Here is a 15,373-nt window from a genome sequence, read left to right on the forward strand (position 1 = left end):
TGCCAAAAATGGACAAAGTATAGAAGAAAAAATTTACGCTAAAAACTCAGGGGTTGCCAACTCAACCTTTTTGCCTTTTTGTTCCATCACTACAACAGTGATCGTATCACCTTCGCTGTATCTTTCTGAAAGGTTATTAACACGTTCTTTGGCTACTTTTGAAATATGGAGCAGTGCATCAAAGCCATCTGGCATTTCAACAAAGAGTCCGAAATCTACGATCTTTTTCACTTTACCTTCATAGCTCTCACCGACTTTATATTCCATCTGCTTTTTCACAGGGGATGAAGCGATCTCTTCTATATGGGCTTTTGCGTCTGCTACTTTTTCTTTGTCTTCACCTGAAATTTTTACGCCACCTACATCACGGTCAAGATCAACGGAGACTTCAAACTTTTCTATGATCTCACGGATCGTTGCACCTGCTTTCCCGATGATATCTACTATCTTGCTTGGATGTACTGTAAAATGTTCTGTACTAGGAAGTGCAGCACTTGAAACAATGTTTTTTTCTGCTTCTTCCATAATATTAAGAATATGATTCTTACCCTGGCTGGCTTTTTGTAATGCATCTCTTAGTACAGCCAAGTCTATACCACCGAGTTTCATGTCCATTTGAAGTGCGGTGATACCCTTTGAAGTACCTGCTACTTTAAAATCCATATCCCCATCATGGTCTTCCAGCCCCATGATATCTGTCAGTACAGCATACTTGTCACCTTCACTCACTAGACCCATAGCGATACCTGCCACAAGTGCTGTAGTATGTACCTCAGCAGCACGCAATGCCAATGCACCACCACAGATAGTCGCCATAGAGGACGAACCATTACTTTCTAAAATTTCCGAGACCAAACGGATACTTCCATCATAGTTTAGATCTAAAGTAGGCTCTAATGCTCTTTTTCCTAAATTACCATGTCCAAGCTCTCTTCTACCAGGCGCACCTATAAATTTCGCTTCTCCTACAGAGTAACCTGGGAAGTTATAATGTACCATGAAGTTCTCTGACTGAGCGTTTTTCTCAGTGATCAGTTCATACATCTGTGCATCTTTTTTATCGCCAAGTGTCACCGTGACAAGTGCCTGAGTCTGGCCACGTGTAAAAAGACATGACCCGTGTACAGAAGGTAAAAGATTTGTCTCGATGCTGATAGGTCTTACTTCATCGAGTGTTCTGCCGTCTGCACGAATATTTTTATCTAGAATCATCGCTCTAACCACTGTTTTTTTGTAGCGTTCCAGGACTTTGGATACCAGTTCTTTATCTGCCTCTTTACCCTCTGATTCTAGAGCTTCCATGATTTTCGTACGCACTTTTTTAAGTTCAGTAGAACGCTCACTCTTTGCCATATGTGAGATAGCTTTTTCGACATCCGCTGCATAATTCTTTTCTATCATTGCATACAGTGATGCATCTATTTTCTCTTCAGCTAATGGTAGGTCCAGCGGTTGTCTTACCATAGGAGTAAAGGCATCTGCATAAGCAGTTGATGCTGCATCTATAGCTTCTGCTGCCATTGCGATCACATCAACCAGTGCTGACTCATCAAACTCATTGGCACTTTGTCCCTCTTCACCCTCAGTGGCAAGTGTACGCATCTCTATCATCACTACATCTTTACCTGAACCAACAACCAAAAGATCCAGTTCACTCTCTGCCTGTTGTGTAAGTGTCGGATTGATAACGATATCATCTCCGACTGTACCAACTCTGACTGCAGCGATACTTGTGGTCACTGGGATATCTGAAACATACAGTGCTGCATTTGCCGCATGTAAAGCAGCTACCTGCATATCAACCTCTGAATCTGCACTTATCACCATCACTGTGATCGTTACAGGATAGTGAAACCCTTTAGGGAATAACGGACGTAAAGAGCGGTCAACAATACGAGATGTCAGTGTTTCAAAGTCACCAGGCTTTGTCTCTCTCTTGATGAAACCGCCAGGGATCTTGGCTGCAGCATAAGATTTTTCCATATACTGCACAGTTAAAGGAAGAAAATCCTCATCGACTGCTTTTTCATCGACTGCAACAGCTGCTATCAGTACCGCTTTCCCCTGTCGGTACATCACTGCACCACTTGCCTGCTTTGCTATTTTATTAAATTCATATTTTTCTTCGAGACTGTTTACCTTGATCTCTATGTTTTGTTCTTTCATTCGTTTCTCTTTCCTTTTAACTGTTAAATACTTTCATACTATGCTGTTTTGCATGTTTATTTTCATAAAAATATATTTATTCTACTTCTTTTGGTTTTACTTCTTGATCATGGACCATGAAGGATATCTCTTCAAAATTCAATCTTTCAAAATCTTTGTAATAGTATTCTATCGAAATATAGTCTTGTATCTTATGAGGACAAAATACACCATCACACACCGTAAGAAGATTTTGATAGACACCTTTATCCAATATAGGTGTTGCAATAAAAATATTTTTAGCTCCTCTTGCGATGACCGACTTCAGTGCAACCATCATGGTCAGTCCTGTTTCTATACACTCATCAGCTAAGATAACATATTTCCCCTTGAGAGAGATCAAATCCTTGCCTTTTCGATATTTATAGACATAAGAGAGTACTTCTTCTTCATACTTTCTGTGGGCTTCGCCATAGACATAGTCTTCATTGATCTCAAATGCATCTACCAGTGCTTTATGTATCACCACATCTTCTGTTTCGGAGACCATTGCGATAGCCAACTCAGGGTTATTCGGTGCCAATATAGGTTCTGCGAGTAAAATATCCATCTGTGCATTAATAGACTTGGATATCTTATCTGCAAAATAAACGCCCCCTTCACTGACACCTATCACTACCGTTTCATTTTTTGTGAATAGCTCTATAGGAAGCGTCTCGATCAACTGTTTTGAGGCATCTTCTCTATCTTCAAAATAGGCATTAGGGTTTGAATCGTTGGGCATAATCTGCTCCTGGGAATTGTTTGGAAATCTCTTCTTCATCAAAAGTATAACGAAACTCTTCTATATACTTCATCAATAATTTATACGCATGATTTAACTGCTCCATGTTTTCAACCTCTCCACCCAGGTCAGGGTGATTCTTTTTAGCCAAAAAATGGTACTGTTTTTTTATATCTGCTTTGCTGATCAACTTAGGCAGATGTAATATCTCTAACGCTTTTTCTATCTCATCTTTAGGATTGATATTCATTATTCTGTTCCTACTGCACCAAAAGGAATAAAGTTCAACTGCAAATAGAAAGTAGTATCCTCTGTATAGCCTGTTGGCCTAGGTACAATGTCTTGTCGAACAGAAGCTGTAGCATTCCAGCAATCACGATGATAACTCCCCCCAAATCTCCACTGCTTACTTGATGCATCATCCACATCATATGTGACACCGCCATTCAACTGCATTTGTTCATTGAGTGTATATTCAAAAGAAAAATAGACTTCATTTGCATTGATATTACCGGTAATATACGTCGGTACATCAGGTAATATTTGTTTATAGGTATGCCCCAAACTAAAATGGGAACCTTGTTCATTCAAGGTAACACGGCTGGCTGACTCACGTATTTTACCATACTCATATGAATAGATCACATTATTATACAAACTCCACCCATTCCAGTTGTACTGCATTTCATTACTCAGATCAGCAAACTCATAGCTTCTGTCAGGGTTATAGGTCTGCGTCAATCTTTGAAAAAACTTTAAATTCATCATTTCATCATAAAAGTATTGGCTTAAATTAAATGCATAGTGCTCTTCTGGTAACCCTACCGTGAACAATGCTGTTTGGTTCACATCCAGTGCAGACAATGAAGGGGACTTGTATTCATTCCCAGGTCTAATGTATGCTAAAGCCGGTTGCAGTACATGGATAAAGCCATCATATTTTTTCGTTAGATCTGTAAAAAGTTTTACCTTATGTATATTACTATAATACTCAAAATCATCATAAAGGTACTCTCCATTACCAAAAAAGAATTTACTGTAATATAACTCTTCTCCAAAGGAGAGGTTCAAAAAATCATCAAAAAAGGAGGTCGTGAATTCCACTGGTACCTTGATCTCTGCCTGACGCATAGTTGTACCTTTTTCTCTATCAAAATTATTGATACGGAGATCTGCACTATAGGTAAGATTATCCCATAGTAAATGACTTAAGTATTTATGTAATTGTATAGAAGGTAGTATCTGTAATGTATCACTATTATCTTCTTTTCTTGTATCGATAAAATATTTGCTATTGAATCCTGCATAATAATCATTGTTATAAAGAAAATAATTCACTCTGGATTCCTGTAAAGGAATAAGTCCAAAATGTTTCAAATGACTTTGCTGTAAATTCAAATAATCGATATCATTCAGATAAGTGGTATTGATATAGAGAGCATCTGTAAATCCAGTGGGTAATTTATGAGAAAATACTTTAGAAGATTCATAGTTGAACTCTACCCCATAATGACTACCATTTGGAAGAGAATTCTCCTCTATATACTCCGTTTTATCTTTGAAATATCCTACCCTTAACTTTCCAGATGAATACGCTGAGTCAACAAAACGTAACGTACTATACATCCCTATACTTCTTGCCGTTCGAATCTGAGGGTTAAACTCCATATCCATACTTGGAGAAATAGCCCAAAAGATAGGTTGTTCATACAAAAATCCCCCATTGGATGAATACCCAAAAGCAGGGAAGAGAAGCCCTGAACTTCTTTCTTTATCAGTAGAAAAAGCTAAATACGGTGTGTAAAACACAGGAATATCCCATAAATATACTTTTGCCCCATAGATCTTTATATAATTTGTATCACTATCGTATAAAGCATCTGAAAAAGCCATTTTCCATAAAGGATCTGCTATATCACAACTGGATATCAGAGATGCACCCAACGTGTAGTTGCTTTCTTCTTTATGTGCATCATCCGAAAAGATCCACACATCATTTTTACCGATAAAAAAGAGTTCGTCAAAAGTGACCTCTTTCGACTCTGTATGAATTTCAAGATGATTGGTATGAACTTTACTTCCTTGATATCCCAGCATTTCGATCTGACCATCAAGCACAAGTATTTTCGCGCTTTTGTCAAAATATGCAGAAGATGCTTTTATCACAGAATCTTCATAATATACGACCACATTCTCTCTAGCTTTGACTAAGTTTTTAGTCGCATCCACATGTTTTGCTGTGATCTCTATCTTACTGTTATCTGAAGCAGCATGCAGTATTTGCACACCCATTACCATAGATACAAGAAAAAAAAAGATCTTTTTAGTCATTCACAACTACGCAGTTAGAGAGTTTATCATGCAGCGTTTGTCTAAGAGGTACAAAAAATGCCATAAGAAAGCCTAAGTAAAAGAGTACCTCACTCGGTATTCTCACTGCAGCGCGTAAAAATGCCTTTTGAAAACCAGGAGTTTCTCCTGTTTCTAAGTCTATGACTTTTATCTTCATAAAATACTTACCTAGTGTCATACCGTTTTGCCATATCAAAACAGTATGATAGAGGAGTTTTATAGAGAGTACCACCAAAAGGTTTTGAGCGATAAAAGCATTGATATTTTCAAGTGCTGCTTCATCTACCACTGTGATATTTGAAAAAACCGCAGAGAACTGATCATAAAAAATAATAATAAAAAACAGTGTGATAACAATATCATCTATCACAAAAGAAGTAATTCTTTTGTGAAAACTTGCAATAGGCAAGGAGAGAGATTCAGACATCCCCACTTCCTAGAGTGCTTGATATGCAATGTCTGTACGACACTGCTTGCCTGCAAAATGTACCTGCCCTACTAACATATAGGCACGCCTTTGTGCCTCTTTGATACTGTCACCAACACCTACACAAACGAGTACTCTACCGCCTGTTGCATAGAGTTTTCCATCTTCACCACGCGTGACTCCCGCATATGAGATATGTGCATTTTCCTTTACCTCTTCATGGTAGATATCATCTACAATGATCTCTGCAGGCGGTGTACTTTTATAAGGATAGTCTTTACTTGCCATAACGACACCAACTGCATATTTGTCATGAAACTCTATCTTGGCATTTTTAAGATCACCCGTTGCTGCCTTATAGAAGAGTTCAGAAGCCGGAGACTTAAGCAGTGGCATCAACTCTTCACATTCAGGGTCACCAAAACGTACATTATACTCAAGAATTATAGGCTCACCTTTTACCACCATCACACCGATAAAAAGTACACCCGTAAACGGCATACCTTCAGCTTCCATACCCTTCAGTGTAGGCTCTATCACTCTTTCGTTCAGCTTACGATAGATCTCATCATTGACCAGCGGTGTAGGCGCGTATGCACCCATACCACCGGTATTTGGACCTTCATCATTATTAAGAAGTCTTTTATGGTCTTGTGCAGCAGGTAAAACCACATAATCTTTTCCATCACAGATAGCAAATACAGAAAGCTCATAGCCATCCAGGAACTCTTCCACAACGATACTGGTTCCCGCAGCACCAAATGCATTGCCTGAAAGCATTTCACCTGCGGCTTTTTTTGCCTCGTCATGGCTTTGCGCGATGATCACACCCTTACCAGCACAAAGTCCGTCTGCTTTCACTACAATCGGTGTATCAAGTGTCATGATAAAATCATAGGCATCCTGCAATGAATCAGTTTCAATATATTTTGCTGTAGGAACATTGTGTCGCGCAAGAAAGTTTTTCATAAAGATCTTGGAACCTTCAAGTTGTGCAGCTTGGGCTGTGGGTCCAAAGATCGTAAGACCTCTCTCTTTAAATACATCAACAATACCACTGACCAATGGTGCTTCAGGCCCCACAATAGTCAGTTCGATACCATTGGCTTCAACAAAATCTGCCAATGCAGAAAAATCACTGATCTTTAAGTTCTCACCTAATGTGTCTGTTGCTCCGTTACCCGGTGCAAAATAGATCTTCTCTACATTCTCATCTTTTGTCAATGCCAAACCAATAGAATATTCTCTACCGCCGGCACCTATTATCAATACGTTCATTTACAATTCTCCGAAAAAAGTTTAATTATCACCATAATATGCGGTCTGATTAGCAGGGATACCATTGTCCGTAGAGGGTTTTGGAAAGGTAAGAAGGCGAACTTCCTTGTCCGTCAATGACCTTTCCAAAGTCCTATGCGTGCAAACATCGTCACTAATAAGACCCGGGCGAGCGTTCTGTGTCAAGTCGGCCCTATATAGCCAACGGTGTAGGAGAGAGTCTCTCTTTAGGGGATGATCCCTCGCTGACCAAGTCAAGCTCAAACGAAAACATCCACACACTAAGAGACTACATGTCCCACTAAGAATAAATGTTGGACCCCAAATACAGTAGTCGCATCACCTAGGCTAAATATATTATAACCTATTTGGAGTTAGAAGTGAGTAAAATTTGCTTTGCTTTTAGTATACAGGCATCTATTGTTGGTCTATCCGCGGCTTCGTAGTGTACCCCGTCAGGTAAATGTACTTTTGTCGCTTCACCTATCACAACAGCTGTATAACTATCGTCCCATTGAAAATTTTTCAAGAAACAATGAATCGTCGAGGGAGATGTGAAGATGATAATGGCATTTCTACCTGGTTTATCTTGTTTATCATAGCGAATGCAGGATGTTTCATAAATAATTTGTTCCTGAAGTGCTATCCCTGCCGTGGCTAAAATTTTTTTGGACTCAAAAGAGACTTCTTTGGGACGTAAGTATAAAATCTTTTTATCTTGAAATTGTGTGATGATATCTTGACTGAGTCTCTCAGCATAAAATGATTTGGGTTGATAGATCACGTTTCCACCCAAAGATTCTATCTCTTTTGCCGTTGCTGAACCTATGGCTATACATGGATATTTTTTCCATTCAGGATTTAATGCTTCTGCACTTTTAACCGCCTGCTTGGAGGTAAAGAGAAGGGTGTCACATTTTGAAAGATCTAGCGCTGAATGTAGAAGCGAAAAACGTATCATGGGTAGATGTATCGTTCCTTCCTTGCGTAGAGGGGATAAAAGATAAATCATACCATCATTTTGAGTCATGATTACTTGTTTGCCACTCTGGATAAATGCTCACCATTCAGCATCGCCACATTCATACGTTCGTCATCATAAGGATCAAAGTGTGGTGTGATGACCCAGTTTTTATTGGTATCTAGTAAAAAGATTTGATCCTCTACTTGATCGGCGATACGGTGTGCTTCAAGCAGCAACATATTAGGGCGTAAAACCATATGAAATTCTACAAAGTTGGTGGTACCGTCCGTACGAGTTTTAAGCCAATGGTGACTTGTGATTTCAGGATGATTCGAGAGGATCTTTGCAATGTTTTCCACCATATCTGCATCCAGTGCACGGTCTAAAAGTATCTCTATACCTTCTTGAATGATCTCGTAGGCAGAGTAGATAATATAAAATCCTATTCCTAAACCAAAGATCGCATCGATAGCATCAATTCCTGTCATATAAACCAGCCCCAGTGCCAGCAGAACAGCAGCATTGCTCCATAGGTCTGTTGTATAATGTAAAGCATCTGCTTTGATCACAAGATTGTCTGTTTCCTTTGCAACTTTCAAAAGATACTTAACTAAAAGATAGGTAATGATGATAGAAAGTGTCATTGCCACAATGGAAGGGGTAAGAAGCGTGGTTACAGATCCACTGCTTAACTTTTTAAACGCCTCATAAATGATATAGATACCCGACATAGTAATGATCGTCCCTTCTATAACCGCAGCAATAGCTTGGATCTTACCTTTACCATAGTGGTATTCATCATCTGGATGTTCTTCTGACTTTTTAATCGCAAAAAAGTTAAACCCGGACACCAACATATCTAAAAGTGAGTCAATTGCAGAAGCAAGTACCGCCACTGATCCGCTTGCTATACCCAAGACCAATTTTAAGATCACCAAAAGTGTTGCAACCGAACTTGACACAAGTGTGGCTCGTTTTTGTGGTGACATTTTTAACGCCTGACTCATATTCATACTCCTCTTTTTTCTTTCATCATTGTCAACCCATTGAGTGTTAACAATCCCATAGATACCATAAAATAAATTATAAGAAGTATCCATAATCCACGACTTACTACATCCAAGAAGGTGAAGAAAAGTGTAATACGATACAGTATACCTAGTAGGACTGTATATTTCACCATATTGTGTAAACGTGTATAGAATGTAACAATCGTTATTTCACGGCAATTGTCACATCGGTTTTCAATCGCTTTTTGCTGATGTTTATCCAAGAATGCATAGACAAACTTTAACATATAACGTGACAAAGTAATGATCACAGCTATTCTAATGATAACAAAAAATGCCTCTAACCAAAATCCCTCTGGTATCTTATCCCATAATTCAAAAAGAAGTGCTTTAAGACTCATCCCCTCTGAGAGATAATAGCTACCAAATATAAAGACACCTATGAGCCCTACCCATAACAACACCTTCAGTACAAAAAAAAGATAGTGTTTGGCTTTCTCTATTTTAGCCTGATGTGTTTCATATGAAGAGGTATTTTTCATCAACCCGAAAGCAAACTGGTAATGCAATTTAAGCATAAAATAGAGTGCTACTACAGCGAAAAGAAGCGATCCAAATGCAATCACTTCTTCGTATAAATTTGGGATGTTCATATATGATGGCCTCAATGTTAAATGAAAAATGATTTTAGCATAGTTAGATTTAAATGGCACGGGTAACATTTCTATACTATCAGAGAGCAAAAATAATTTTTATAGTTATTTTAAATACACTCCATACAAATAGTAGGATTTGATAATTAAAATAAACTTATGATATAATAATCAAATAACTTATAGTATGCCTATGTATTAAGTATATACATATTATTGGATGGACTTCCCTACATGACTAAAAGACCTAATGTTACAGAAGAAAATACTTTAGACCAAGCTATAGACAACGTAGAAATATCATTTGAAAAACGACTTGCCTATGACAAAATGGGGTTCTACTATATCTCATCCCCTATTATGCTTTTTGGAAATCTTTTTGGTACACTCCTTCTGTGTGCTATCCAATTAGGATCTGTAGATCTGTATTCAATTACTATCTGGCTTCTGGTCAGTTGTATTATGTTCCTTTATCAATTTTATCACTATTATCTGTTCAAACGTGAAAGCGAACATAATAAACTTAGGGATTCAAAAATCTGGCTTGATAAATACTATACGAACATCTTGCTCAATGGTATTGTCTGGGGGAGTAGTGCATTTTTAATATTTCCTGAGTCTGAACTTTTAAATCAAATGGTCGTGATCTTCTTTTTATTTGCTATTGGTTTTTCAGCCATGGGTATATTGGCATCCAAACGTAATCTTGTATTAACTTATGCATTGGTCACATACTCTCCTATAATTCTACGTCTCTTTTTTATTGAAGGAGAAATTTATACAAAGATCGCATATATTATTCTTGCATTAATGCTCATCATGATACTCACAGCGAACTATTATGGAAAAGTGATCAATAATGCATTAAACAATCGTCAACACTTTATCAGTATCAAACATACACACGAAAAACTCAAAGAACGTTTTTTTGCACTATTTGAACGTGCACCTGTGGGGATTTATTACTATAACCCGGCTTTGAAACTTGAAGATGTCAACATGCACTTTATGCATATTAATAAGATAGAAGACAAAGAAATGTTGATAAATTCAGATATTCATGGTTCACCATATCAACAAATGATCGAAGCGCATCAAGAAGTCTTACAAGGCAAAACAGGCAATTATCGTGGCCCTTTTCAAATTCCCCATAGTACGCAGAATCTTTATGTAAACCTTTCAACCGTCCCCATGCTTGATGCAGAAGGCAATGTTGCCGGAGGTATCACCATTATAGATGATATCACCAATGAAGTGTTAGCCAAAGAAGAAATGATTAGAAATGCCTACTATGATATGCTTACCAATATCCCAAATCGTACACTCCTTTTAGACAAGCTCAAAGCCTTTCTTGGAAAAAAACGACAAAGTAAGGAGTACTCTGCCTTACTGTTCCTTGATATTAATCACTTTAAGAAGGTCAATGAGACTTATGGACATGATATAGGTGACCATTTACTTCAACTGGTGGTCAAACGTGTAGATGACAATATAGACAGTCATGAGATATTTGCACGTGTCACTGGGAATAAATTTGTCATACTCCTTCCTTCTTTAGCCATAGAGCAGGAACTCTCCAAAGAAATGACATTAAAATATATCAATAAAATTCATGATATTTTTACTCCGCCTTTTAACCTTGCAGGTGATGAGTATCATGTAAATTTCACTATAGGTATTGTACTTTTCAATGACATTGATGTATCAGCCTATGATCTTCTTAAACGTGCTGAGACAGCGATGTATGAAGCAAAGAAAAGTGCAAGGGGTACATACCAATTCTATCAAAACAGTATGAGTCAAGAGACACATGAAACACTCATGTTAGAAAACGATATGCACAAGGCACTGATCAATAATGAATTCATTGTATATTATCAACCACAGTTGGATATAGAACAAAACAAGATTATCGGTGCAGAATCACTCATACGATGGCATCATCCCAAAAAAGGTTTTATCTCTCCTGCACAATTCATACCTATTGCTGAGGAGAGTGGTACTATCATCAAACTTGAAGAGTGGATCATCGATAAAGTTTTCAGTGAAGTAAAAAGTTTAAGTCAGTGCATGGGTGGCTTCCTGTTAGATCATATCGCTATCAATATCTCTACCATACACTTCTTACAGCCTCACTTTGTTGAAAAGCTGATGGTGCAGCTTCAGAAACACGATGTAAAGGCAGAATGGTTTGAACTAGAAATCACAGAGAGTGGTATCATGCGAAATATGTCTGATGCTGTAAAAAAGATCAAAGAATTAAAAAATTTCGGTTTTACTTTTGCCATAGATGATTTTGGAACAGGGTATTCGTCCCTTTCATATCTCAAGGAGCTCCCTGTCGATATAGTAAAAATAGATCAATCTTTTATTATGAATATGCATGAAAGTAAAGGTGATATTGCCATTGTTGAAGCTGTTACTGCAATCGCACAAAAGTTTAATTTTAAAGTATTAGCAGAAGGTGTAGAGAATGAAAAAACGTTAAATGCTTTAAAAAAATTAGAGTGTCATGCTTACCAAGGCTACTATGCACATAAACCTATGCCTATAAAAAAGTTTGAGGAACTTCTTTGATACTAATGTGCAAGGTACACTAGAATGGTGTACCTGCTCAGATAAGCTTACAGTGCTTTTGTCGCTAAAGAAGCTACGCGTTGTGCAAATGCTCCTTTATCCTTAGGCTCAAGTCCTTCAGAGAGTTTTGCAGAATCCAAAAGTATCCATGATAGATCGGAAAAGAGAGATTCGTCATCGAGTTTATCAAGCTTTTTGATCATTTCATGGTCAGGATTGATCTCCAGTATCAAAGGTATCTCCGGCATTTCCTGTCCCATTTGTGCAAACATCGCTGCCATACTCGCCATAGGATCTGAGCTGTCTTTCAGTACACATGATGGACTGGATGTCAGTCTTGTGGAAGTTTTCACCTCTTTAACCTCTTCACCCAATACCTCTTTGATCTTATCCGTAAGCGATTTGAACTCTTTAGAGATCTCTTCTTTCTCTTCTTCCGTCTTAGAGTCTGGTGCTTCAATCGTTGTAATGTCTTTAAAGTTCCACTCTTTATAGGCACCTATCATAGGAGTAACGATACTGTCCACCTCTTTATCATCCATGATAAGTACTTCGATATTTGCTTTTTTATAAGCTTCAAGAAGTGGAGAGTTTCTGAGTACTTTTTCATCATCACCTACCATATAGTAGATCTCTTTTTTCTCAGAATCACCACGGCTCACATACTCTTCAAACGATACAAGACCTTCCTCTGTCGAACTTTTATACTTTACGATATCGAGCAATAACTCTTTGTTCACATGGTCTGTGTAGATACCCTCTTTCATTACTCTATTGTATTGTCCAATAAATGTATCTGCCTCTTCACCGCTTAGTTTCTTAATAGCCTGGAGTATCTTCTTTGTTGAATTTTGCTTAATGTTAGCCAAAATTCTGTTTTCCTGGAGTAACTCACGAGAGACATTCAACGGCAGGTCCTCAGAATCAATGATTCCCTTTACAAAACGCAGATACGGTGGCAGTAACTCTTTGTTATCATCGGTTATAAATACACGCTTCACATAGAGTTTAACCCCTGCTTCATAATCTGCTCTGTACATATCCATAGGCGCAGTTTTAGGGATATAGAAAAGTGTGGTAAACTCATTGGCACCCTCTACTCTATTGTGTAGATAGCTCAATGGTTCATTATCTCCATGGGCCAATGTTTTATAGAACTCTACATAATCCTCTTTCTTCAAATCAGATTTTGGAAGTGTCCAGAGTGCAGTAGCCGCATTGATCTGTTCTGATTTATGGACCATTTTAGTCGTTGCTTCATCCCCCTCACCTTCTGTCTCCTCTTCAGAGTAGTTCAACATAATAGGGTATGCAATGTGGTTTGAGTACTTCTTCACCACCTCTTGTACTCTCCACTTATCTAAGAACTCTTTTTCATCCTCTTTAAGTTTGATATAGATGATCGTTCCATGCGCTTCCTTCGTCACAGGTTTCACTTCATACTCACCTGTACCGTCAGTGCTGAACATGTAAGCCTGCTCTTCACCTGCCTTTTTAGAGATCACATCTACTTTGTCTGCAACCATGAACACAGAGTAGAACCCTACCCCGAACTGACCGATAAGATTTGAATCTTTTTTAGCATCACCGGTCAAGTTTTCCATGAATGCTTTTGTACCAGACTTGGCAATGGTCCCTAAGTGGTCCATCAAATCGGTCTCATTCATCCCTATACCATTATCACCGATGGTAAGAGAGTTATCCTCTTTATCTAATTTAATAAATACTTTTCCAGACCACTCATTTTTCTTGAACTTTTCATCTGTAAGAGAAAGATAATTAAATTTATCTAACGCATCTGAAGCATTAGATACAAGTTCACGTATAAATATCTCTTTGTTTGAATAAAGAGAGTGTGTCATCAGTTTTAAGAGTTGACCGATCTCTGTTTGAAATTGATGTTTTGCCATGCTATTTCTCCTATAGTGTATTAATTTTGTGGGATTATAATATATTTTTCTAAATTTTACAAGTTTTCTGAAGGAAACTTTAGTGTTATTGACTAAAGTATTTTTGTTTTAAAATATTTCTTTATCTTGCTATAATAAAAATATGAAAAATTTATACCTTATAAGACATGCAAAATCAGATTGGAGTGATGAGAGTCAAAGTGACTTCGATAGGGGTCTCAATAAAAGAGGTGAAAAAGCGATCCCTACCATGGCAAATGCACTCAAAGAGAAAAAAGTAATGCCGGATCTCATACTCTCCAGTTCAGCCAAAAGAGCCCAACTCACAACCAAAGGTTTAGCCAAAGAGATAGGTTATACGGGAAAAATAAAATATATCGATGCTCTTTATATGGCAGAACCTCTGGATGTCATTTCCATTATTAAAGAGATCAAAGACAAATATGATGATGTGTTTATCGTTGGGCACAATCCCGAAACAACTGAATTAACAGACCTGATGCTCGATGACTACATTGACAATGTACCTACTTTAGGTATCGTCGCTTTGAAACTTCCTATCAAGCATTGGAAGAAATTAAAACCCGAAAAAGCAAAACTGAACTTTTTTATTTACCCCAAAATGTATACATGACCTTTACTCTTTCCACTCTAGACTCTCTATAGAAAGTTTTTCGTTTGAGAATGGCTCGACAATGACATCGATCTGATCCAGTGTATAACGTAAAGGAAAACCTATATTTGAATTTCTGGCTGTACTTTCGAGGATAAAGTATTTCTTGTTATTGACCCAAAGCCCTTTTGTCTTATCTAAACGTTCATCCTCTATGGCTGTAATGACGAAAATGTGTTTGGGTACCAAAACAAAATAGGCTTCTATCCCTAATGCATGTAGCATAGAAATAAGTAAATTACTCTTATCATCACAATCTCCAAAATTCTGCTGTATTGTTTTTTGTGCAGAATACTGCTGAAAAGTGTTGGTCTGGTAAGGGATATTGGTCACAAAATCCAATAAGGATTGTATTTTACAGAGTTCATCGGAACAATGCGCTGTTAGTGCAAATGCTTTCTCTTGTATCTCTTGGGAGGTCGTAACATAGGATCTATAGAACCCATTAGATGTATCTATATGGGTCCTGTCTACGATATCCATCGCTCTGATCGTACCGTAGATAAAGGCTATAAAAGAAATAGCCATAATAAGAAGGGATAGATGTTTTTTACTTTCGCTTTTCATACCAAAACTACACCCATTTCAAAATATATTTTC

Annotated in this window: 13 protein-coding genes; 2 read left to right on the top strand and 11 right to left on the bottom strand. The window is 37.7% G+C overall.

Annotation, left to right across the window (positions count from 1 at the left end; genetic code table 11):
* Positions 1–33 precede the first annotated feature (33 nt).
* The 9 genes from SULAR_RS06230 to SULAR_RS06270 form a co-directional block, all read right to left on the bottom strand.
* Positions 34–2,166 carry a polyribonucleotide nucleotidyltransferase gene (locus SULAR_RS06230; RefSeq protein ID WP_008244123.1) on the bottom strand — a complete coding sequence of 711 codons (2,133 nt, stop codon included), beginning with the start codon at positions 2,164–2,166 and terminating at the stop codon, positions 34–36.
* 76 nt (positions 2,167–2,242) lie between these two features.
* Complete coding sequence (locus tag SULAR_RS06235; RefSeq protein WP_008244126.1) at positions 2,243–2,929, bottom strand: phosphoribosyltransferase; 687 nt, start codon at positions 2,927–2,929, stop codon at positions 2,243–2,245.
* On the bottom strand, positions 2,907–3,179 hold the full coding sequence (locus SULAR_RS06240; protein WP_008244129.1) for a DnaJ domain-containing protein: 273 nt from the start codon (positions 3,177–3,179) through the stop codon (positions 2,907–2,909). Before SULAR_RS06240 ends, SULAR_RS06235 begins: the two co-directional genes overlap by 23 nt.
* Positions 3,179–5,221, bottom strand: coding sequence for an LPS-assembly protein LptD (locus tag SULAR_RS06245; protein WP_238536367.1), 2,043 nt, complete (start codon positions 5,219–5,221; stop codon positions 3,179–3,181). Before SULAR_RS06245 ends, SULAR_RS06240 begins: the two co-directional genes overlap by 1 nt.
* Positions 5,222–5,252: 31 nt before the next feature.
* On the bottom strand, positions 5,253–5,708 hold the full coding sequence (locus SULAR_RS06250) for an RDD family protein (RefSeq protein WP_008244132.1): 456 nt from the start codon (positions 5,706–5,708) through the stop codon (positions 5,253–5,255).
* Between the two features lie 9 nt (positions 5,709–5,717).
* The gene (gene purD, locus SULAR_RS06255; protein WP_008244134.1) at positions 5,718–6,986 is read right to left on the bottom strand and encodes a phosphoribosylamine--glycine ligase; all 1,269 of its coding nucleotides are present in this window, start codon (positions 6,984–6,986) and stop codon (positions 5,718–5,720) included.
* Between the two features lie 364 nt (positions 6,987–7,350).
* Positions 7,351–8,016: a uroporphyrinogen-III synthase gene (locus tag SULAR_RS06260; protein ID WP_038000207.1), complete on the bottom strand. Its 666-nt coding sequence runs from the start codon at positions 8,014–8,016 to the stop codon at positions 7,351–7,353.
* 2 nt (positions 8,017–8,018) lie between these two features.
* Positions 8,019–8,957: a cation diffusion facilitator family transporter gene (locus SULAR_RS06265; RefSeq protein WP_008244139.1), complete on the bottom strand. Its 939-nt coding sequence runs from the start codon at positions 8,955–8,957 to the stop codon at positions 8,019–8,021.
* 2 nt (positions 8,958–8,959) lie between these two features.
* Positions 8,960–9,613, bottom strand: a complete 654-nt coding sequence (locus tag SULAR_RS06270; protein WP_008244140.1) for a hypothetical protein — start codon at positions 9,611–9,613, stop codon at positions 8,960–8,962.
* A gap of 234 nt (positions 9,614–9,847) precedes the next feature.
* Here SULAR_RS06270 and SULAR_RS06275 point away from each other — a divergent pair, with 234 nt between their 5' ends.
* On the top strand, positions 9,848–12,190 hold the full coding sequence (locus SULAR_RS06275; protein WP_008244141.1) for an EAL domain-containing protein: 2,343 nt from the start codon (positions 9,848–9,850) through the stop codon (positions 12,188–12,190).
* A 47-nt stretch (positions 12,191–12,237) separates the two neighbouring features.
* Here SULAR_RS06275 and htpG read toward each other — a convergent pair whose 3' ends face one another.
* Positions 12,238–14,100, bottom strand: coding sequence for a molecular chaperone HtpG (gene htpG, locus SULAR_RS06280; RefSeq protein WP_008244142.1), 1,863 nt, complete (start codon positions 14,098–14,100; stop codon positions 12,238–12,240).
* A gap of 142 nt (positions 14,101–14,242) precedes the next feature.
* Here htpG and SULAR_RS06285 point away from each other — a divergent pair, with 142 nt between their 5' ends.
* Complete coding sequence (locus SULAR_RS06285; protein ID WP_008244143.1) at positions 14,243–14,734, top strand: histidine phosphatase family protein; 492 nt, start codon at positions 14,243–14,245, stop codon at positions 14,732–14,734.
* Positions 14,735–14,737: 3 nt separating this feature from the next.
* On the opposite strand, the gene SULAR_RS06290 is transcribed toward SULAR_RS06285, so the two are convergent.
* Entirely contained in the window at positions 14,738–15,340 is a 603-nt protein-coding gene (locus SULAR_RS06290) for a transglutaminase family protein (protein WP_008244149.1), read from the bottom strand.
* Positions 15,341–15,373: the final 33 nt, after the last annotated feature.

The sequence above is a fragment of the Sulfurovum sp. AR genome, assembly GCF_000296775.1.
GTDB classification, from domain to species: domain Bacteria; phylum Campylobacterota; class Campylobacteria; order Campylobacterales; family Sulfurovaceae; genus Sulfurovum; species Sulfurovum xiamenensis.

Excerpts from the sequence above, each read along its gene's own strand:
- SULAR_RS06230 (WP_008244123.1), bottom strand. The coding sequence starts at position 2,166 with ATGAAAGAACAAAACATAGAGATCAAGGTAAACAGTCTCGAAGAAAAA.
- SULAR_RS06285 (WP_008244143.1), top strand. The coding sequence starts at position 14,243 with ATGAAAAATTTATACCTTATAAGACATGCAAAATCAGATTGGAGTGAT.
- SULAR_RS06260 (WP_038000207.1), bottom strand. The coding sequence starts at position 8,016 with ATGACTCAAAATGATGGTATGATTTATCTTTTATCCCCTCTACGCAAG.
- SULAR_RS06250 (WP_008244132.1), bottom strand. The coding sequence starts at position 5,708 with ATGTCTGAATCTCTCTCCTTGCCTATTGCAAGTTTTCACAAAAGAATT.
- SULAR_RS06275 (WP_008244141.1), top strand. The coding sequence starts at position 9,848 with ATGACTAAAAGACCTAATGTTACAGAAGAAAATACTTTAGACCAAGCT.
- SULAR_RS06290 (WP_008244149.1), bottom strand. The coding sequence starts at position 15,340 with ATGAAAAGCGAAAGTAAAAAACATCTATCCCTTCTTATTATGGCTATT.
- SULAR_RS06245 (WP_238536367.1), bottom strand. The coding sequence starts at position 5,221 with ATGGGTGTGCAAATACTGCATGCTGCTTCAGATAACAGTAAGATAGAG.
- SULAR_RS06270 (WP_008244140.1), bottom strand. The coding sequence starts at position 9,613 with ATGAACATCCCAAATTTATACGAAGAAGTGATTGCATTTGGATCGCTT.
- SULAR_RS06235 (WP_008244126.1), bottom strand. The coding sequence starts at position 2,929 with ATGCCCAACGATTCAAACCCTAATGCCTATTTTGAAGATAGAGAAGAT.
- SULAR_RS06265 (WP_008244139.1), bottom strand. The coding sequence starts at position 8,957 with ATGAGTCAGGCGTTAAAAATGTCACCACAAAAACGAGCCACACTTGTG.
- purD (WP_008244134.1), bottom strand. The coding sequence starts at position 6,986 with ATGAACGTATTGATAATAGGTGCCGGCGGTAGAGAATATTCTATTGGT.
- htpG (WP_008244142.1), bottom strand. The coding sequence starts at position 14,100 with ATGGCAAAACATCAATTTCAAACAGAGATCGGTCAACTCTTAAAACTG.
- SULAR_RS06240 (WP_008244129.1), bottom strand. The coding sequence starts at position 3,179 with ATGAATATCAATCCTAAAGATGAGATAGAAAAAGCGTTAGAGATATTA.